Origin of the sequence: Sporosarcina sp. ACRSM (assembly GCF_022346545.1) — a bacterium.
Classification (GTDB): domain Bacteria; phylum Bacillota; class Bacilli; order Bacillales_A; family Planococcaceae; genus Sporosarcina.
The window spans coordinates 163,223-181,798 of sequence record NZ_JAKRNU010000004.1 but is presented as its reverse complement, the minus strand read 5'-3'; the positions used below and the strand labels follow the sequence as shown (position 1 = coordinate 181,798).

Below are 18,576 nucleotides of genomic sequence, written 5' to 3'. Positions count from 1 at the left end.
GTTATTTTTTGCGCAAATGAAATGGATCATATTCACAGTCAACGAACAAAAGACCTTCCAGACGCCCATTGGACGCATGAAAGGTCTCCCCCTTTACTCTTTTACAAATTCAATTGTACTTCTCACCGTGTCGATCGGGCGGACCATTTTCTCGATTTGTTCACGCTTTGGTTCGAGGAATGGTGGCAACGATAGTTTTTCGCCGAGTGTTTCGTATGGTTCGTCTCCCATGAAGCCCGGTCCGTCGGTTGCGAATTCGAAAAGGATGCCCGGTGCCATTCTGGAGTATAGGGATCCGAAGAAGAAGCGATCGACGAAGCCGGATGTTTGGAAGCCGAAGCTTTCGATGCGTTTCGTCCATTCGTCGAGTACGGCACGGTCTTCAACGCGGAATGCTGCGTGGTGAACGGTACCGAAGCCTTGGCGACCTTGCGGGAGCACGACATTCTTTTCGACGATGACTTGTGCGCCATTGCCGCCTTCCCCGACTTCAAATAAGTGCAAGTCCCCTTCTTGACCGATTTCTTTGAATAGCAGAACCTTTTCCAAAACCTCTTTCATGTAATCGAATTGAGCAATTCGGATATGAATTGGTCCGAGTCCTGTAATGGCGTATTCCAATGGGATCGGCCCTTTTTGCCACGGAGTGCCCGATGCGATGCCTTTGTTGTTTTCATCTGAAATCAGTTGGTATTGCTGATCGTCAAAGTCGACGAAAGAGAGCACTTTAACGCCGAACTGTTCTTGGATGCCGTCATGCTTAATGTCTAAACGGTCAAAGCGTTTCTTCCAGTAATCCAATGCTGCATCTGTCGGCACACGGAAAGCCGTCCGATAGATTTCGTTTGTTCCATGCGAGCCTTTCGGGATGCCTGGGAAATCAAAGAATGTCATGTCTGTTCCGGCATTCCCTTTGTCATCGGCAAAGAATAGGTGATACGTTTGAATATCGTCCTGGTTCACCGTTTTCTTCACTAAACGCATGCCCAATACATACGTGAAAAATTTGTAGTTCTCTTCTGCACTGCTCGTAATCGCGGTTACGTGGTGCATGCCTTTTAAATGATTCATGTGTGTTCCTCCTATTTATATTCAATTTGGTCTCATTGTTTGTATCTATACCCCAAACCATTTATCTTGAATTCAAGATAATATTAATATACGTGGCTCCATATGTCAATCTCTACGATTCAGCAGTCTCCTTCATATTCCTTTTACAATTTTTACAATACTATTACATAAAACTTTTCTCCTACGTCCTATAATTAGATTTAGCTAGATTGTATAGGGGGACTTTCGACATGAAACTCACGGTTGGCAAGAAATTATGGGCAGGTTTCTCTTTCATATTCGTTATTTTATTGATGGTTGGGGCTTCCGGCTTATGGGCCTCGACCAAATTGAATACGGAATACCGACACCTCATCGATGAAAATATGCACAACGTTTTGTTGCTCGAACAATTATTAGCCAGTCAGAATGAAAATGCTAAAAATGTCCATGGTTTTATCATTTACCACGAAGAATCTTACGTAACGAACCACGAGGCAGTTCTCACTTCATTCAAACAGACATTGAATGAAGTGACGAAGCGAGTGCAAACGGACGCTGAACACGCCATGCTGAAAGCGGTGAAAGAGGCTTCCATCAGTTATCAAGATATTAGCGATATTGTCATACGGGATGTCCAGGAAGGCAGTTTTGAAACCGCAGCAAAAATCGCTGCTGAAGGGGAAATTTATGAAGAAGCCATTAATGGAAACATCCGCAAATTGATTGAACTTCAAGAAAGCGAGCAAGCCAAGACTGAAGATGAGCTGCAGCAAGTATTGATGGGCATTCAAACAGTCATCGCGGTGCTCATTGTCATTGCCGTCCTTATTACGGTTGTTATTGCAACTGCCATGAGTCGAAATATCGTGCGCCCTGTCAGAAAAATGACAACGGCCCTCCAGCAACTCGCTCAAGGGAACTTTACGGTAGAACCCGTGCATATCCGGGGCAAGGACGAGCTTGGCACAATGGCGGATGCTTTCAATGCCATGCTTGGAGATCTGCGCGGCATTGTCACCAATGCGAGACAGTCCGCAACCCTACTCGCTGTGCAGGCAGAGGAATTGGCGGCCAGTTCGGAAGAAAGCTTAGCCGCTTCCGAAACGGTTGCTGCGATTACGGAGCGCAATTTGACAGCCAGTGAACATCAGACGGTTTCCGTAAAAGAAACAGCGGCTTCCATCCTTGGCATGAGTACCGGGATTGTTCAAATGACGACAGACAATAACGCTTTGCTCCAGTCGTCTGAAGAAGTGGCACAGCTCGTCAAGGACGGTTCCACACTAATGAACTATTCCACCCATCAGATGCAGACGATCAATTCAACAATTGGGCAATCTTCCGATACGATCCGTCAGCTGGCGGCGCAATCTGAACAAATCCGTAAAGTAACTTCGCTCATTACGGCGATTGCGGAACAAACGAATTTATTGGCGTTGAATGCCGCGATTGAAGCCGCAAGAGCCGGAGAACACGGGAAAGGTTTTGCAGTTGTCGCAGAAGAAGTGCGTCATCTCGCGGAACAATCCAAGCAATCCGCCGGAGAAATCGGTCGGATGATTGACGTCATGATACACAATGTGGACAAGGCTGTTTCCAGCATCGAAGAAGGCAACGTACAAGTGAATGAAGGGCTTGTCGTCACTGAAAAAACGGGCACCATTTTCAGCCAGATTGAAGCCTCGACGGAAGACATGCGCACGAAGTTGGCCACTGTGTCCGCTGCCATTGCCCATCTCCAAACCATTACCGATAACGTGTTGGGCGAAGCGAACGTCATTGAAGAACTAGCTATCCAATCATCTGCGGAAGCCCAATCAGCAAGCGCCGCCACAGAAGAACAACTGGCCACAACCGAAGAAATATCAGCAAGTGCGCAGACCCTCGCCGAACTTGCGGAAACATTGCAGAATGATATGGCGCGGTTTACAGTGTGATAAACGTCGTAGCGATCCTCCTATGTTATACTGAGGGAAAGGATTTGGAGGGATTTTGATGGCAGAATCAAAAGCAAACCGACGAATCTCGATTTCGGAGATGAGCAAATGGGATGGTAATTGGGAATTAATTGACGGGATTCCTTACAATATGACCCCGGCTCCTTCCACATCGCATCAACACGTTGTCGGGGAACTTTTTTTCGCACTTCGTACACATTTTGGGGGAGATCGCTGTTCTGTATTTGTATCTCCATACGATGTCCAAATTGATGAAACGAATGAATACACGATTATCCAGCCTGATATCTCTGTTTTCCGCAACCAGGATCCAATTGATGAGAAGCGTGCAAAAGGTGCACCCGATCTCATAATAGAAGTGTTATCTCCGGCTACTGCCTTGAAAGATCGTAATCACAAATTCAATTTATACGAGCGAACGGGTGTCGGCGAGTATTGGCTAGTCGATCCCCTCAATAGAACGATTGAAGTATACGGATTGGCGGATGACAAGTACCGGAAACGGCAAGTTTTCGGACATGAAGATACGTTATCCTCATTCACTTTTTCGGAATTAGCGATTGAGTTGAACGGAATATTTGTAGACTAAAGCATCCTTGAGGGGTGCTTTTTCAATTTATGACTGGCTTGGAGAACATTATGACCGGCTCAAAGCGAATGATGACCGCCATGCTTTTTCAACTCGAAAAAACCCCACTGTATCGTGAGGTTTCGATCCGCTCTATTCCCGAACGACCGGCATCGAACAACATCTAAAGGACCCACCCGATTTAATAATTTCGGAAAAATCGACTTCGATCACTTCAAATCCGTGAGCGCGCATTGCCGCGTTGACATTTTTGTTTTGAGGTAAACTGAACACTTTTTTGTCACCGATCGATAAGACATTGGTACCCATTGTAAACTGTTCTTCTTCGGACACTTCGATCAGTTTATATTTCCGATCTGCAAGCATGTCAATCGTTTGTTGATCAAGCGCTTTCGGGAAAATTAGTCCGACTTCCGGTGAAAGAATATTGAAAACGCAGTCCAGGTGCAAATATTTTTCATCGAAAGGGACTTGGACAATTTCATGGTCAGGAAGATCATGTTTCAATTGACGGACCGCCGCTTCCGAAGTCCGGCTGCTAATGCCGACATAGACCGTCTGTCGATCGACGATGACATCGCCCCCTTCGACCCGGTCTGTTGTCGTTTGAAAAGGGATTTCCTCTTCCTCCAACCAATCCTCCAGCACTTCTTCCTCCCCTTGACGAATCTCGCTGGCCATTTCGGAAACAAAAAGTTCATCTCCGACCGTAAAACCGATATCGCGGGTGAAAACTTGCTCTGGGAATTGCTCGGATGCTGGCAACTTGATCACTTCGACGCCGTGTTCTTTCAACGTCCTTTCAAACTCTTTATGTTGTTTCATCGCAAGTTCGACATTTATATTTTCATCTTCATACTTTTTCTGTACATCATTGATCACTTCTTCGATCGCCATGAATTTCGGCGGGCATAGGATGACACGGCGCAGCGTATCATATTCTGTATCGCATTGAGTTATCGATGTTTCTTTCACAGGGAAATCCATTTTTCGACCTCCATTTTATCAATTACGCCTCGGCGTAATTGCGTCCAGATTTTGAATTGCGCTTGCGCAATTAACTCCTTTCAAAATCTGTGACATCCGCCGGAGGCTCAACTTGAATCAGCAGGGAGGTTGGACTCCCTCTGATTGAAATGCATTCTGGCATTCATCCCGCCACTTATGGAAGTGGGGGCTTTTGCTGAATCAAGTTGATATCTTCATTACAATCCCCTGTTTCAATTGATTTAAACATTCAATTTCTATCATCTCAAAATATACTGTTTCACCTCTCTCTGAGAGGGAATGGAAGTAGAAAAGCTTAGGAGGCGAGGCGTAACCATGATTCAAACTAGTGAGGCTTTATTAACAAAAGAGGATTTTGCACGGCGCGCAGATTTGCCAAATTGGCTATTGGATGCCTACCAAACATTCCACGAGACAGTGACGGATAAAACATTTCCGTGCTATTTCGGTATGGGCGGCCAATTGAAAGGTGAATTGCGCTATGGTTATGTGACGCAAGATGATTGGTCAAACTTACCGCAAACGTTGAAATCGTTTTTAGCCTTATTCGATGATCCCGCTCATAAACGCCACGGACTCTTTGTCTTTGTGGAGCCATTTGAAGCAGAAGGTTCTTTGGAAGACTATCGACAGCAATTTTGGGATATTCTTCAGTATTTACATCAAGTAGATGAAGTGAATTGGCCTGTGGAAAGCCCTAGAGACCCCGATCATTATTTATGGGATTTCCATTTTCACGGGGAGCCCATTTTCGTTTTTGGCAATGCACCGGCTTATAAGCAACGGAAAACGAGGGACTTGGGGAAGGCGATGGTGCTCGGCTTTCAACCACGCCGAATTTTTGAAGGACTAAAAGGGACTGAAAAAGGCGGCATCATGTCGCGTGAAAAAGTACGCGAACGCGTTGCCGTCTGGGACCAACTGCCGAAACATCCCGATATCAGCCATTTCGGCGATCCTACTCATAATGAATGGAAACAGTTTTTCATCGGAGATGACGCAGAACCGATTGTCGGCAAATGTCCGTTTATGCATAAGGAGATGCAGTGAAAGCCGTCCACGGGGGCGGCTTTTCACGTGGAGCTGCCTATTAAGTTCACAACATTCTGGGGAAATAAAATAACGTTTTACTCACGCTAAACAACGGTTCACTCTTACTTAACAACGCTCTACCCATCTAAACAACGTTTCACCACACTAACAAAATTCCACAATTTCAATGAAATTTCCCACTCTTCAATCATTATTTCCCGCCTTTTGTCGATTTCCCGGGAAATAATCGTATTATTTCCCGGAATATTCCCACTTTGAATCTGATGGCACCAAATTGTAGTATTTGGTTGCACTCATGCCTTGTTTGATTGCACTCCAGTGTGATTTGATTGCATTCACCCGCAATTTGATTGCAACTCAGGACTTTCCTCATACAAAAAACCCCGCATCTCACTGCGAGGTTTTCATTCCTTTATTATTGCCCAGCACCTTTTGCATAATAAGCAGCCATTTCCTCTTCAGGTACCATGCTTCCGCCTGTTGCCCAGACGAGATGGGTTGCTTGGGCGGAATCTGCATGCCCGACATTCTCACGGATACTATTCACAGGCCCTGTCATTCCGGCAAGTGCGGAAGGTTCAAGGCGAATTTCCTCCGTATCGGCGAGCAGTTTCAACAGCTTGAACATCGTTTCATCCGCAATGGTATAGCAGCCGGTCATGAACGGTTCCATTGTCTTTCCTACGAAGCCGGACGCTGTTCCTACGGCCAAGCCATCCGCTGCGGTCTTATTGTCCAATCCGAAATCTTGCACCGAAAGTTGGTCATGTAAGCCCGTCATCATGCCGAGCATCATGCATGGGGAATGTGTCGGTTCCGCGAAGAAGCAACGCACATGGTCCCCAAAGACCAGTTTCAAGCCGAACGCAACGCCACCCGGTCCGCCGCCGACACCGCATGGCAAGTAAACGAATAGCGGATGGTCGGCGGCAACAAGTGTGCCCCGCTTTTTCAATTGTGCAGCGACGCGCTCCCCTGCAACCGCATAGCCTAAAAAGAGATCGGTCGAATTTTCATCATCGATAAAGTGGCAGAGTGGATCTGCGTCTGCTTGCCGGCGTCCCTCTTCTACCGCTTTACTGTAATCATCGGCATATTCGACAACCGTCACGCCTTTTTCCCGCAGCATGTCCTTCTTCCATTGCTTCGCATCCGCCGACATATGGACGGTGACATCGAATCCAAGTTTCGCACTCATAATGCCGATGCTTAAGCCTAAGTTCCCCGTCGAACCAACTGCAATTTTATGTTTGGCAAATAAATTACCGAATTCCGGTTGTGCAAACTTGGCATAGTCCTCTTCTGTCGTGATGAAGCCATGTTCAAGCGCAAGGGTTTCTGCATGCTTCAGCACTTCATAAATGCCGCCACGTGCTTTGATGGAGCCTGAAATCGGCAAAGCATTGTCTTCTTTCAATAGCAGTTCTCCGGGAATCTCTACTCCATATGCATTCGCCAATGCGGCTTTCATTTGTGGAATTGCTGTGAGCGGCGATTCGATGATGCCGTTCGATGCTGTTGTTTCCGGGAAAACATGCGCGATGTAAGGGGCAAACCGTTTGAGCCGATCAGCTGCATCCTGCACATCCTTTGCGGTGACGCTTGTTTTGGGAAGAACTGTCGCTGTTGATTCTACTCGCGGATTCAACCAAAGCACTTCTTCACGCTCCATCACTGGTCCGATAAGCGGCAGTTCCGCTTTCCATTTATTCACTTCGTCTCTATTCATCAGGCACCCCTCTTTTTCAGAATGTCGTACAAGCAGTATAACATGCCGAAGTTCGTTGCCGTTAACGTAATACGATACGTTCAATCAATTCACGGGTTAGCTCAAATCGCGGGTTGACGGTGTCTGTCCCGTTCGCTTCGACATCCATCACAACTGTGATAACACGCTTTCCTTCAAAGACACCCGTGCTCACAAAGCAGGCTCCAGCCTCCTCTGTAAAGCCAGTCTTCAGTCCATCGATTCCCGGGAAAGCTTGCGGCATCCCTGGCAACATCAGGTTGGTACTCCATACCCGCACACCATCCCCTGTTGTAAAATCCGTCAGCCTTGTAAAATTCAGGACTTCTGGATGATCTTCCAATAATTTTTGGGCAATCGTCGCAACGTCCCGCGCGGAAGCATGATTCGTTTGTTCTTTTCCTTTTCCGATGTATTCGCCATCGAGTCCGCTTGCATTGTAAAAGCTCGTCTCTTTTAACTTGAATTTCCTAGCTTGTTCATTCATTAAATCTGCAAATGCCTCTTCTGTTCCGCTCACCATTTCCGCAAGTGCCATGGCAGCATCATTTGCAGAGTTGACAGTCATCGCGGTGAATAATTCCTTTACAGTATAGGCATTGCCTTTTGCCATACCGAGTTTTGTTGCGGCTGCTTTCCCCATTAGTTGCTGCACCGCATCACTCGGCTCATAGACGCTTTCCCATGATAATGTGCCGTTTTGAATGGCGTTTAGGACAAGGTACTGCGTCATCAGCTTGGACATACTTGCGATGGGCAACGATTCTTTGCTATTTTTCTCATAGAGCACTTTGCCCGTTTCAGCTTCGATCAGCAGTACTGCTTTGGCATTGACATGCGAATCAATCGCTTCCGTCTTCCAATCCTTGGCTTTCAGGACGAAAGTGAAACCGAGCACGATGAGGAATAGTATAAAGGTTAATTTTTTCATAGTTCTCACGCCTTTGCAGTCATTCCTGTTTATTATGCGTGATAATCATGAAGAATCTCGTAGTGTGTTTCTGAAGAATTTCTTAAGTTTTTCCCACAAATGCCAAACGCTGTCCAAATGGACCCGGGCAGATGCCAACCTCCATCCGCACACACCATAATCGTTTTATGCGAATAGTATACAGTAATGATTCAAAGACGGTGGTGATGAAAATAATATTGCCCGCAGTACTTGGCGGTCCGATTTTGCATGGGATCGACAATCTTGTTGGGTCAATGAACCACAGCGGTTCGAGGAGGCGTTCCTACTGTCGATGGGCAATCACATCGACGGGTTCATTGCCGGCACACCCGCCTTTGCGGAATGGACTGACTGCTTTTGGCATCACATAGCGTCCGCGATTTACGTCCGCACGAAAATGGTTAGTTGCGGGGATAATTCAAGAACTCTATCTAAGAGGACACCTGTAAAAAGTTTACAGGTGTCCTCTGTTATGGTTCATCTTTTAGAATGGATTGCCAAAGCAATGGCGCTTAGCCCCGTGACGACAGCAATCGGCAAGGCATGGGCAAGATGCGCTTCTGCCACATAACCGACTGTATACACTTTCAATAATGAACATGCCGAAACGACCAATATGACGACAAGGAGCCATTTTATCCAGTCTCTCATTTCTCCAGCGTTCCTTTCATAATGCCGTCCGCACATCCCATAATTCAGGAAAAAAACGATGGTCGAGCACAGATTTCAAATAGTTCACGCCGGACGAGCCCCCGGTTCCCTGCTTGAAGCCGATGATGCGCTCGACGGTTTTCATATGGCGGAACCGCCATTGCTGATGGCTGTCTTCGATGTCGACCAACTTCTCGGCAAGCTGATACAAATCCCAATGAGCGTCGACGTTGCGATAGACTTCAAGCCAAGCATCCGACACCGTCGGATCTCCTTTGTATGTGATGGAAAAATCGCGCGTCAGTAAATCAGGGTTGATCGGAAAGCCGACCCTTGCTAACGCTTGGATAGCAACATCATAAATGCCAGGTGCCCGGTAAGCGGCTTGAAGCTCAGCGGCAAGAGCTGCGTCTTTCTCGTAAATCTTCAAAATATGAGGCTGTTTGTAGCCGAGCGCAAACTCGATGAGACGATTTTGATAGGACTGAAAACCCGATGCCCTGCCCAGCTCCCCGCGAAATTCCATATATTCGGCCGGCGTCAATGTCGCCAGCACATCCCACGCCTGGATGATCTGCGACTGCGTTCTCGACACGCGTGCCAACATTTTAAACGCTTCCGGCAGTTCGTCTTTTTCTATCAAATCAATTGCCGTATGCAGCTCATGCAAGATCAGTTTCATCCATAACTCGCTCACTTGGTGGATGATGATGAACAGCATTTCGTCATGATGCCCGGACAAGCGCTGCTGACTCGACAACAATTGATCGAGATGCAAATATTCCCCATACGTCATATTATCCCGAAAATCCGTGTGAATCCCTTTCTCAGTCATCCGCCCACCTCCGCAATACAGCGCGGACAGGACTGCCATCCCCTTCCACAAGCGGCAGTGGTAACGCGATCAGCTCATAATCGCCGGGTTCCACTTCCGTTAGCACGATGTTTTCCAAAATCAGTACATCATTGGTATGGAGTGCATGATGCGCTTCCAGCAATTTGCTCGTTTCCGGATCGACAGACGGCGTATCAACGCCAATGAGTCGAACCCCTCTCTCTTTCAACAAAGGACCGAGATCCGCCCCAAGCACAGCGAAGCTTGTCGGAAACACAGCCGTATCCGGGTGCCTTCCGGTTTTCAATAAAATCCGAGATGCCCCGCCGAAATCAATACCTTCCAATTCCGCACGTCCAATTTGGTCAACACCTGTCACGTCAATGACACGCGCGCGCCCGATATAGACGTCAATCGGCAGATCAAGCACCCGCTTCCCTTGATCATCAAAATGAAACGGCGCATCGATATGGGTTCCCATATGCGTACTCGTCGTCAGCTTGCCGATATTGACGGAGCCCGTCTCCGCTTTTGAAAACGCCACTTCATATGAAAATGGCGTGTCGCCTGGCCATTCTGCGATACCATTATAAAGCGGTTGTGAAATATCGATCCATTCCCCTTTCATGCGACAACTCCCCTTTTATTCTCAAATTTTTCATAGCGTTTTTCATCCATAATTACGCGCAATTTCCGAATGGTATGCCACACATCTTCGAAAGAATTATAGAGTGCGACAGGCGCAAGGCGGATGCCATTGGGCGCGCGAAAGTCCGGGATGACGCCATCCGCTTTTAACGCTTTGCAAATGCGTGCCGCTTCCGCATGTTCGAGTAAAATATGGCCGCCGCGCGAATTGTCGACCGGATTCCCGATACTAAACCCCAAACCCTCAAGTTCCACGTGAATCAATTTCATTATATGTTCAGTCAATTCGAGCGATTTTTTTCGAATTCTATTCAGACCAGCATCTTCGAACATGTCGAGCGCACCCATGACCGGCGCCAAACTTAACACATGTGGCGTGCCGATTTGATACGCTCCAGCATCCATTGCGGGATCCATCGTATGCTCCATATCGAACTGCGTTTCCTTTTTGGAACCGAACCAGCCCGCGAGTCCTGGCGCCTTGCCGAAATGTTTTTCATGGACGAATAGCCCCGCCACGGATCCAGGTCCCCCATTCAAATGCTTGTACGTACACCAGAATGCAAAATCCATTCCCCAATCATGCAAGGCATGTTCAACCGCACCGATCGAGTGGCAAAGGTCGAAGCCGATTGGAATTCCCCGTTCCCGTGTAGCCGCAGTCAACCGCTCCATATCGAGCACTTGCCCACTACGATACAACACCGCCGGTAAGACAATCAATGCGATATCATCCGTCATCGCATCAATGATATCCTGTACGCGTAGCATTCTGCCATCCGGGCTTTTCACCCGTACAAGATATTCTTCCGGATCATAGCCCTTCAACGCCAACTGGCTTTTTAGCGCATAAATGTCCGAGGGAAAATTGAGTTCATCCGCAAGAATTTTCGTCCGGTTCCCCGATGGTTTGTAAAAGGTCGCAACGAGCTGATGCAAATTCGTCGTAGTCGATCCCGTGGCGATGACTTCGCCTTTCTTCCCCCCGACGAGCGGCACCATCTTTTCCCCAACCATTTCGGATAAGTAAAACCAAGGGGATTCCCCTTCTGTCCATCCATCGATACCAAGTGTTTTCCATTAATCTAGCAAATTATGCAACGTCCGCTCCGCCCGTTTGGACAATAAACCGAGCGAATTGCCATCCATGTAGATCGCATTTTTTAGTAAATAAAACTCGTCCCTGTACTTCGCAAGTCCATCTTTCGCATCCAATTCCTTTGCATAATCGATGCCGTTCCTCCCGATTCCTCCTTGCGTGAATTATTTGATATTTACTAAATCATATCATAGGGAAGTTCACGCTTCGCATAATTTATTGGCGCTCGAGTAGTCGTTATTGGCGCAAACCGTTCGGATATTGGCGTTCCCTAACGAGTTATTGGCGCTCAAACCGCAACTATCAGCGAATCAGGACTTTCCGCCCGCAAAAAAACCGACATTTCTGTCGGCATCCCCACCCCTATTTAAACCAGCCCTTCTCCTTAAACCTCGAAATCGCTTCAATCCGATTCCCTACGCCGAGCTTATCAAGAATCGTAGAAATATAATTGCGCACGGTGCCCGGTGTCAAAAAGAGCTCGCTCGCAATCTCCTTCGTCGTCTTCCCTTCCGCAATCAAGCCGAGCACTTGGCTTTCCCGCTCCGTCAATGGATTTTCCGTCTCGTCATCTTCGCCATATGCGATATCGACGAGTTCTGGCGCGTAAATCCGCCTGCCGTCCATGATCGTCCGGATGGAACTGACGAGCTCTTCAATCGGGCTATCTTTCAATAAATACCCACGCACGCCCGCTTTCCGGGCACGGTCAAAATAACCCGACCGTGCAAACGTCGTTAGGATAATGATTTTACAATCGCTAGCCCGCAATGCTTCCGCCGCATCCAACCCTGTCATAACTGGCATTTCGATGTCCATGATGCAAATATCAGGCTGTTGCTCCTTCACCAATGCGACAGCTTCCTCTCCGTTTTTCGCCTTGCCGACGACTTCCATATCCTCTTCCAAGTTCAACAACGAACCAAGTGCCCCGAGCAGCATGCCCTGATCTTCCGCTATGACAATGCGTATCATGTCCATCACTCCATTATATGTGTTAGAACGGCAGGTACACGAACAGTCAACTTCGTCCCTTTTCCGCCTTCTACAGAAAGATTTCCATTCACGAACTCCAAACGCTCCCGCATCCCTTTTAAACCGCTCCCCGGCGAGGTTTCTCCGCCCCGCGTAATGCCAATGCCATTATCCTCGACCGTAATGACAAATTCATTCGGCATTTGTTCGAACGTGACATGGCAAGCCGTCCCGTAACTATGCTTCACCACATTTGTGACTGCCTCTTTCAAGCACATGCTTAACACGTTTTCAACAATCGTCGGGATATTGTTAAACTGAGGGTCTCCCTCCATTGTGAAATCCATTTCAGCCGCCCTCAACATTTGCCGAATCCGGAGCAATTCATCCTCAAGCCGGACAGCGCGCATATCCGCCACCAGTTCCCGCACTTCCTTCAAAGCGGTCCTTGCCGTTTGCCGGATATCTTGCAGTTCTTTGATAGCCGTTTCAGGGTCCTGCTTGACCAACTTGCTCGCCAAATCACTTTTCAAACCGATCATGGACAACTTTTGCCCGAGCGTATCATGGAGATCACGGGCAATCCGTTGCCTTTCCTCCAAAATGATTAGCTCTGAAATCCGTTCCTTCGCATCCTCCAACTGCCCTTCCAAGTTCTCACGCTTGTTGCGGTTATACAAATTAAAGGGCAACAACACCGTCCCAATAACCGTGACCAAAATGAAATGGACTTGCGGCAAAAACAATTCGATTTCAATGAAAAAGCCGCCGACAATGGCACCGACCGTAAACGCAATATGCAGCCCATACATAATGAAAAAGCCGACTGGATTACGAATATTCCCGATAAAAAAAGCCGTGAAAATCGACAAATAGACGTACCCGAATAACAATGTCATCCCAATATTGATAACAATTTCAAAACTGAGCCACATATAGACAAGTCCGCTCTTCGATTTAAATGAAAAACGGTAAGACAAGAAAAACAAGAGCAACAAGGAAATGCCGACAGCAATCTCAATCGGTGAAGAAGAACGGAAGAAGAAAAAGAATGGCAATAAACAAAAGATCACCCATGCGTAAATGCTGAGCCATGGATTTTTCGGAAAAATACTATACCAACTATGCATGTCGTGCTTTCACCGTCCTGTCTGTTATTTCCATTGTAGCAAAAAACGGCGTGAGTGCTAGGCACCCGCGCCATTTCTTTTGCATTTATCCCGCATTAACGGGCAGTAAGACTCCCACCTCAAGACTTAAGTAAAACAATAAGGATAGGTGGAAGATCAACTGCCCGTAAAAGCCCGATTGGTTCAACTAACAATCAGTGGGGGATGGGGATAACCCCCACTGTTTGAAGTTTCACTTTATTTTCCTTCAAAACTGGTTCGTTTCGGTTTAAGGTCGATAGATGGACGAGCCGAATTCAATAAGTTTTTCACTTCTTTGAACGTCACGAATGTTTTATGTTCCGGATCATACAAACGATAGCGGATCGATGACAAACTTGTTTTAATCGTAATCGTCGTTGCTTGATGAAGGGGCGGCGTCGATTCATGTGCCATTTCCAAGTTATAATTCGGCACACGTGGCGCCAAATGATGGACATGGTGGAAGCCGATATTGCCCGTCACCCACTGCAACACTTTCGGCAACTTGTAATACGAACTGCCGTCGACTGCCGCTTTGACATAATCCCACTCTGATTCCTCTTCAAAGTATGAATCTTCAAATGTATGCTGAATATAGAACAACCAAATCCCGAGCGCGCCTGCTACGAACATGATCGATCCTTGGACGATCAGGAAAGCTTGCCAGCCGACAAGTAAAATCAGGCCTGTATAGAGGGCAACGAGAATCACATTCGTCAAATACGTATTGTTGCGCTCTTTCTTCCGTGCATCTTTCCGGTTAAATCGACTTGAGATGAGGACCAAGTAAAGAGGGCCCAAACCGAACATAACAAGAGGATTTCGGTACAAACGGTAAGCTAAACGCTGCCATTTTGATGCTGCCACATACTCGTCGATCGTCATAACCCAAATGTCGCCCACACCGCGTTTATCCAGATTCGAACTTGTTGCATGGTGAATCGAATGCTCGCGTTTCCATTTTTCATAAGCAAACAATGTCAAAACACCTGTGATCGTTCCAAAAATGTCATTCGCCTTCTTATTTTTGAAAAACGAACCGTGCGTACAATCGTGGAAAATGATAAACATTCGCACAACAAATCCTGCCGCGACAACTGCTATCGGAAGTGTCAACCAAATGGACACAGACAAACTTTGATAAGCCAAAAACCATAAAATGAAAAACGGGGGTATTGTATTGACAAGTTGCATGACGCTTTTTTTCCGGTCAGACTTCGCAAAAGGGGCAACATCTTTATGCAACTGCTTTGTTTTTTCTTTACTCATAATATCCTCCCTCAATCTCACGTTCTTTTATTCGTTAGATTCATCTTAAAGAAATTTCTAACTTTGCAGAAGACATAAATGTCATGATGATCCATATGACAACTGTCACTTATTGTGAATTGATTCACAAGGATATTCATTTCACAATAGTAGGTTCAAAACTTTAATGATCTCAAAAAAAAAGAGTGCTCCATCGTAAAGGAGCACTCTCTTAACACTTAAACATATTCTTCTACAGCTCTATCGACTTCCGATTGGCGAATGGCGTGATGTGTCGCATGCCAGACCGCTTTTCCGTCTTTCAATAAAAACAGTTGGGGCGATTCATGTGAAATGCCTAGATTTTCTTCGACTTCATTGGAAACGGGACGGCTTTCCCGCACTTTCAAGAAATATTTCGGGACATCGGCTGTCGACGCGCCGAAGGCCTGATAGGCGGCCGCACTGATTGGACAAGTGGTACTATGTTTCAATACGAGCTGCGGTTCCTCCTTCGACTTTTCTAACACATCGTACCATTCGTTCACAGATCGAAGTTCTTTCATTATTATCCTCTCCTCTGTTTATTTATTTTCCTAAAATAGGCCGCGCTAAACACGTGGGCGCCAACAAACGCAATACTTGCAGCATCCGTTCGAACTCTTTGTCGGCAATGTCGTTCATGCAGGAGATTTGGAGCCAGTTCCGTTTACGTAAGTAGACACTTTCATAATGAACATTGAATCCGTTCAAAAATAAATGATCTCCTAGACGAACAGCTGAAAAGCCTTCTGGCATACGCAGTGTGCTGATGGTCGGGGATGCCGCCACTTCCGGCGCCACTATGGTGAAGCCCGCCTGTTCGGCCACCTCTCTCACCCGCAGTGCACGTTTGGCAATCAACCCATACACTTCCTCCGGCTGCTCGAACTTCCTGAGCGCTACATCCAATGCGGACAATAGATTGGACGATTGAGTATACGGGATTCCATCCGCTTCCACATAAGCACCTAGATCCAAGTAACGCGGCAATGCCTCATTTTTGGCTACTTCCCTATTGTGAAAGACAAATGACAGGCCTGAATAACTTAATAAGCCCTTGCCACTCACACCTGAAGCGAAATCGACCGCGGTCAAATCGACCGGCACCGTCCCGATTGTACTGATACAATCGACAGCAAGCACAATCTCCGCTTGTGAACAATGTTTTTTTAGGAGATCCAAGTCACTCAGTACCCCAGTCGATGTTTCACAATGAACGGTCCATACCCAGCTGTAGTTTCCGGATAATAATGCTTTCCCGATTTCCTTGTCATCAAATGGACCGCCCCATTCAATTTCCATCGTATCGAAAGCCATGCCAAAACGGTTGGCATGATCGACGAGCCTTGCACCGAACTCGCCATTGACGAGAATAAGCCCTTTGCCGCCAATAGTGCTTAACTGTGCGGCAACAACATCGTTCGCGAGCGTTCCCGTCCCTTGCAGAAGCTGGACGTGTTTCGCTCCTGTCAATGCCGTCAAACGCTTTTTCACACGCTTCAAAAGACCCGCATAGGCGGACGAACGATGGGAAAAAGGCGTAGCCATCATCGCTTCGCGCACTTCATCAGCAATCGTCGCGGGGCCCGGTAGAAAATTGACGGACGGTTTTGAAATCCGGCCTGCAATGCCCGCTTCGAACGTCTCTTTCGTCAAATACATCGGCTGGAATGCCGCGTCAGCTGTACCCGTCAGTTGTGCAAACGGTCGAAATCCGAGCTGCCCGTATAATTTCTGCTCCCGAACCGTACCTGAAATAAGCGCCGCGTCATACCCCGCTTTTAAGCAATATTGTACTAACGCTTGCGTTAATCCGAGAAATGCACGGCCGTTCCGATAGGCAGGCTCAATGGCCAACAGCCTAATTTCCACTGGATTTTCAACTTGCATCGGCAATTGTTTTTCCACGAGACCGATTTTTCCATCCAATGAAAACGGACGTTTACTGCGGATGGCGATCATGCCAATGAGCTGATCATCCTTTTTGCAAATGAGATATGTATTTTCGTCATGGAATTTGTCGATAAGCTTATGGGCGTCATTCCGTTCATGTTGCGGAATTTCCTCCACGAATGTACGGTAATTGAGTGCATGAATCTGTTCGAATTCTGCGGAGGTATCCGCAATTTTATACAGGTATGTCATTTTCTCAACTCTTTTCCGGCATAAGTTTTTGTCTAATGTCCTTTCGGTGGGCGACGAACAGCAAAGCCGTCACTAAACAAGCCACGCCAACCGCCGGCATCCCATAGGAAAAGGCAAATACGATCAGCGGCAGGAAGCCAATGGCACCGAGTCCTGCGAGTGTAAAACTTTTCAGGAATGGATAACTGAGCAAAAATAGACCCGCAAACACGGCGAATAATAGAGGATTAAAGACAAGAAGCCCACCGATGAATGTGGAAACCCCTTTTCCCCCGCGGAATTTCAAGATCGCAGGAAACACATGTCCCACCATGACCGCAACTAACGCCAGCAGTTCAATAGCCGCTCCGAAATCAAGCCCCTTCACAACCCCAACCGCGATTGCCCCTTTCAAGGCATCCCCGACAAACGTCGCCACAAATGCCTTCTTGCCAAACAATCTCCCCACATTGCGCGCACCGGGATTCCCGCTTCCTTCCGCTCGGATATCCTCTTTGTAAAACAACTGACTGATCAAGGGGGCTGTCAATATATTTCCAAGCATATATACGCTTGTCAAAAGTAGAATTAGCGTCATAGTCCATCCTTTTTACATAAGATAAGTTGCTACAAATTAACTTCGATAAATAGTTTCCTTTCCCTCTATTTTTAATCTCCAAAATCGGATACACTAATGTCCAAACGAAAGGGGAAATCGCTATGCGCGGACAATCAATTCGCCTTCTATCGGTATTACTTTTACTGATTGTTTTTGGTGTTACATTCGGTTCTATCGCTTCCTCAATTGGGAACCAGCCGATGGGGGCGTTTGATACATCCATCATCGCAGTTGTCCAAGGTTGGGAAACATCGTGGTTGACTGCAGTTTTGAAGATTTTCACGTGGATTGGTACCGGTTATGGCGTTACGCCGATTGCTATGATCATGTTTACCATCCTTTACTTTGGACTGCGTCACCGCCAACAGGCATGGCTTTTGATTGCCACAGTCGCCGGCTCCATTATTTTAAACAGTGTGTTGAAACATGTTTTCAAGCGGGAGCGGCCGGAAATCTATCGCATCGCGGATGCAGGCGGCTTCAGCTTTCCAAGCGGACATGCCATGATGGCGTTCGCCCTTTATGGCATCCTGGCATTTATCTTCTGGCACCATGTGAAAAGGACCCGGAATCGTATTCTTCTTGTGCTATTCGCCGCCTTCATGATCCTGATGATTGGAACGAGCCGGATTTACCTTGGCGTACATTACCCGAGCGATATTGTCGGTGGCTATGCAGCAAGCGGTTTTTGGATGATCATCACGATTGTCATTTATACCTATTTTGTGAACAAGTGTGAGAAAGGAAACGACCGTTCAACGTCTCGCTGACGTGCAACGGTCTTTTCAATTGATGATTTGATACAATGAGTTGACGCAAGGGGG

18 protein-coding genes and 1 pseudogene are annotated in these 18,576 nt (G+C 47.0%); 5 read left to right on the top strand and 14 right to left on the bottom strand.

Annotation, left to right across the window (positions count from 1 at the left end):
* Positions 1-93: 93 nt before the first annotated feature.
* Positions 94-1,071 carry a ring-cleaving dioxygenase gene (locus MHZ95_RS08210; protein ID WP_239390137.1) on the bottom strand — a complete coding sequence of 326 codons (978 nt, stop codon included), beginning with the start codon at positions 1,069-1,071 and terminating at the stop codon, positions 94-96.
* Positions 1,072-1,301: 230 nt separating this feature from the next.
* Between MHZ95_RS08210 and MHZ95_RS08205 the strand changes: the two genes are divergently transcribed.
* Together MHZ95_RS08205 and MHZ95_RS08200 are read left to right on the top strand one after the other, a co-directional pair.
* Positions 1,302-2,990: a methyl-accepting chemotaxis protein gene (locus tag MHZ95_RS08205; protein WP_239390136.1), complete on the top strand. Its 1,689-nt coding sequence runs from the start codon at positions 1,302-1,304 to the stop codon at positions 2,988-2,990.
* Positions 2,991-3,048: 58 nt separating this feature from the next.
* Positions 3,049-3,600: a Uma2 family endonuclease gene (locus tag MHZ95_RS08200; RefSeq protein WP_239390135.1), complete on the top strand. Its 552-nt coding sequence runs from the start codon at positions 3,049-3,051 to the stop codon at positions 3,598-3,600.
* A 132-nt stretch (positions 3,601-3,732) separates the two neighbouring features.
* On the opposite strand, the gene MHZ95_RS08195 is transcribed toward MHZ95_RS08200, so the two are convergent.
* A complete protein-coding gene (locus MHZ95_RS08195) occupies positions 3,733-4,587 on the bottom strand; it encodes a dimethylarginine dimethylaminohydrolase family protein (protein WP_239390134.1) in 855 nt (284 codons plus the stop codon).
* Positions 4,588-4,923: 336 nt separating this feature from the next.
* On the opposite strand from MHZ95_RS08195, the gene MHZ95_RS08190 reads away from it, so the two are divergent.
* Positions 4,924-5,658, top strand: coding sequence for a YqcI/YcgG family protein (locus MHZ95_RS08190; protein WP_239390133.1), 735 nt, complete (start codon positions 4,924-4,926; stop codon positions 5,656-5,658).
* Positions 5,659-6,076: 418 nt separating this feature from the next.
* On the opposite strand, the gene MHZ95_RS08185 is transcribed toward MHZ95_RS08190, so the two are convergent.
* The gene (locus MHZ95_RS08185; protein ID WP_239390132.1) at positions 6,077-7,390 is read right to left on the bottom strand and encodes a D-serine ammonia-lyase; all 1,314 of its coding nucleotides are present in this window, start codon (positions 7,388-7,390) and stop codon (positions 6,077-6,079) included.
* A 61-nt stretch (positions 7,391-7,451) separates the two neighbouring features.
* Complete coding sequence (locus MHZ95_RS08180; protein WP_239390131.1) at positions 7,452-8,339, bottom strand: D-alanyl-D-alanine carboxypeptidase family protein; 888 nt, start codon at positions 8,337-8,339, stop codon at positions 7,452-7,454.
* A gap of 206 nt (positions 8,340-8,545) precedes the next feature.
* Between MHZ95_RS08180 and MHZ95_RS08175 the strand changes: the two genes are divergently transcribed.
* Positions 8,546-8,731: a hypothetical protein gene (locus MHZ95_RS08175; protein ID WP_239390130.1), complete on the top strand. Its 186-nt coding sequence runs from the start codon at positions 8,546-8,548 to the stop codon at positions 8,729-8,731.
* A 106-nt stretch (positions 8,732-8,837) separates the two neighbouring features.
* Here the strand turns inward: MHZ95_RS08175 and MHZ95_RS08170 are convergent, their stop codons facing one another.
* The 10 genes and pseudogenes from MHZ95_RS08170 to MHZ95_RS08125 form a co-directional block, all read right to left on the bottom strand.
* Positions 8,838-9,011 carry a hypothetical protein gene (locus MHZ95_RS08170; RefSeq protein WP_239390129.1) on the bottom strand — a complete coding sequence of 58 codons (174 nt, stop codon included), beginning with the start codon at positions 9,009-9,011 and terminating at the stop codon, positions 8,838-8,840.
* A gap of 16 nt (positions 9,012-9,027) precedes the next feature.
* A complete protein-coding gene (kynA, locus tag MHZ95_RS08165; RefSeq protein WP_239390128.1) occupies positions 9,028-9,846 on the bottom strand; it encodes a tryptophan 2,3-dioxygenase in 819 nt (272 codons plus the stop codon).
* Positions 9,839-10,474, bottom strand: coding sequence for an arylformamidase (gene kynB / locus MHZ95_RS08160; RefSeq protein WP_239390127.1), 636 nt, complete (start codon positions 10,472-10,474; stop codon positions 9,839-9,841). Before kynB ends, kynA begins: the two co-directional genes overlap by 8 nt.
* Positions 10,471-11,742: pseudogene (kynU, locus tag MHZ95_RS08155) on the bottom strand (kynureninase). Before kynU ends, kynB begins: the two are co-directional and overlap by 4 nt.
* Positions 11,743-11,956: 214 nt before the next feature.
* Positions 11,957-12,568: a response regulator transcription factor gene (locus MHZ95_RS08150; RefSeq protein ID WP_239390126.1), complete on the bottom strand. Its 612-nt coding sequence runs from the start codon at positions 12,566-12,568 to the stop codon at positions 11,957-11,959.
* A 5-nt stretch (positions 12,569-12,573) separates the two neighbouring features.
* Entirely contained in the window at positions 12,574-13,698 is a 1,125-nt protein-coding gene (locus tag MHZ95_RS08145) for a sensor histidine kinase (RefSeq protein ID WP_239390125.1), read from the bottom strand.
* 237 nt (positions 13,699-13,935) lie between these two features.
* Positions 13,936-14,988 carry a Delta(5) desaturase DesA gene (desA, locus tag MHZ95_RS08140; RefSeq protein WP_304649010.1) on the bottom strand — a complete coding sequence of 351 codons (1,053 nt, stop codon included), beginning with the start codon at positions 14,986-14,988 and terminating at the stop codon, positions 13,936-13,938.
* A 218-nt stretch (positions 14,989-15,206) separates the two neighbouring features.
* Positions 15,207-15,533 carry a bacillithiol system redox-active protein YtxJ gene (ytxJ, locus tag MHZ95_RS08135; protein WP_239390123.1) on the bottom strand — a complete coding sequence of 109 codons (327 nt, stop codon included), beginning with the start codon at positions 15,531-15,533 and terminating at the stop codon, positions 15,207-15,209.
* Positions 15,534-15,555: 22 nt separating this feature from the next.
* Complete coding sequence (locus tag MHZ95_RS08130; RefSeq protein ID WP_239390122.1) at positions 15,556-17,154, bottom strand: aminotransferase class V-fold PLP-dependent enzyme; 1,599 nt, start codon at positions 17,152-17,154, stop codon at positions 15,556-15,558.
* A gap of 4 nt (positions 17,155-17,158) precedes the next feature.
* A complete protein-coding gene (locus tag MHZ95_RS08125) occupies positions 17,159-17,731 on the bottom strand; it encodes a glycerol-3-phosphate acyltransferase (protein WP_239390121.1) in 573 nt (190 codons plus the stop codon).
* 122 nt (positions 17,732-17,853) lie between these two features.
* On the opposite strand from MHZ95_RS08125, the gene MHZ95_RS08120 reads away from it, so the two are divergent.
* Positions 17,854-18,522 (top strand): phosphatase PAP2 family protein, encoded by a 669-nt coding sequence (locus MHZ95_RS08120; protein WP_239390120.1) that lies wholly within the window; start codon positions 17,854-17,856, stop codon positions 18,520-18,522.
* The last annotated feature ends 54 nt before the right edge of the window (positions 18,523-18,576 follow it).

Coding starts and splice junctions, on each gene's coding strand:
- MHZ95_RS08120 (WP_239390120.1), top strand. CDS start 17,854: ATGCGCGGACAATCAATTCGCCTTCTATCGGTATTACTTTTACTGATT.
- desA (WP_304649010.1), bottom strand. CDS start 14,988: ATGAGTAAAGAAAAAACAAAGCAGTTGCATAAAGATGTTGCCCCTTTT.
- ytxJ (WP_239390123.1), bottom strand. CDS start 15,533: ATGAAAGAACTTCGATCTGTGAACGAATGGTACGATGTGTTAGAAAAG.
- MHZ95_RS08170 (WP_239390129.1), bottom strand. CDS start 9,011: ATGAGAGACTGGATAAAATGGCTCCTTGTCGTCATATTGGTCGTTTCG.
- MHZ95_RS08150 (WP_239390126.1), bottom strand. CDS start 12,568: ATGATACGCATTGTCATAGCGGAAGATCAGGGCATGCTGCTCGGGGCA.
- MHZ95_RS08145 (WP_239390125.1), bottom strand. CDS start 13,698: ATGCATAGTTGGTATAGTATTTTTCCGAAAAATCCATGGCTCAGCATT.
- MHZ95_RS08180 (WP_239390131.1), bottom strand. CDS start 8,339: ATGAAAAAATTAACCTTTATACTATTCCTCATCGTGCTCGGTTTCACT.
- MHZ95_RS08175 (WP_239390130.1), top strand. CDS start 8,546: ATGAAAATAATATTGCCCGCAGTACTTGGCGGTCCGATTTTGCATGGG.
- MHZ95_RS08125 (WP_239390121.1), bottom strand. CDS start 17,731: ATGACGCTAATTCTACTTTTGACAAGCGTATATATGCTTGGAAATATA.
- MHZ95_RS08190 (WP_239390133.1), top strand. CDS start 4,924: ATGATTCAAACTAGTGAGGCTTTATTAACAAAAGAGGATTTTGCACGG.
- kynB (WP_239390127.1), bottom strand. CDS start 10,474: ATGAAAGGGGAATGGATCGATATTTCACAACCGCTTTATAATGGTATC.
- kynA (WP_239390128.1), bottom strand. CDS start 9,846: ATGACTGAGAAAGGGATTCACACGGATTTTCGGGATAATATGACGTAT.
- MHZ95_RS08210 (WP_239390137.1), bottom strand. CDS start 1,071: ATGAATCATTTAAAAGGCATGCACCACGTAACCGCGATTACGAGCAGT.
- MHZ95_RS08205 (WP_239390136.1), top strand. CDS start 1,302: ATGAAACTCACGGTTGGCAAGAAATTATGGGCAGGTTTCTCTTTCATA.
- MHZ95_RS08195 (WP_239390134.1), bottom strand. CDS start 4,587: ATGGATTTCCCTGTGAAAGAAACATCGATAACTCAATGCGATACAGAA.
- MHZ95_RS08200 (WP_239390135.1), top strand. CDS start 3,049: ATGGCAGAATCAAAAGCAAACCGACGAATCTCGATTTCGGAGATGAGC.
- MHZ95_RS08130 (WP_239390122.1), bottom strand. CDS start 17,154: ATGACATACCTGTATAAAATTGCGGATACCTCCGCAGAATTCGAACAG.
- MHZ95_RS08185 (WP_239390132.1), bottom strand. CDS start 7,390: ATGAATAGAGACGAAGTGAATAAATGGAAAGCGGAACTGCCGCTTATC.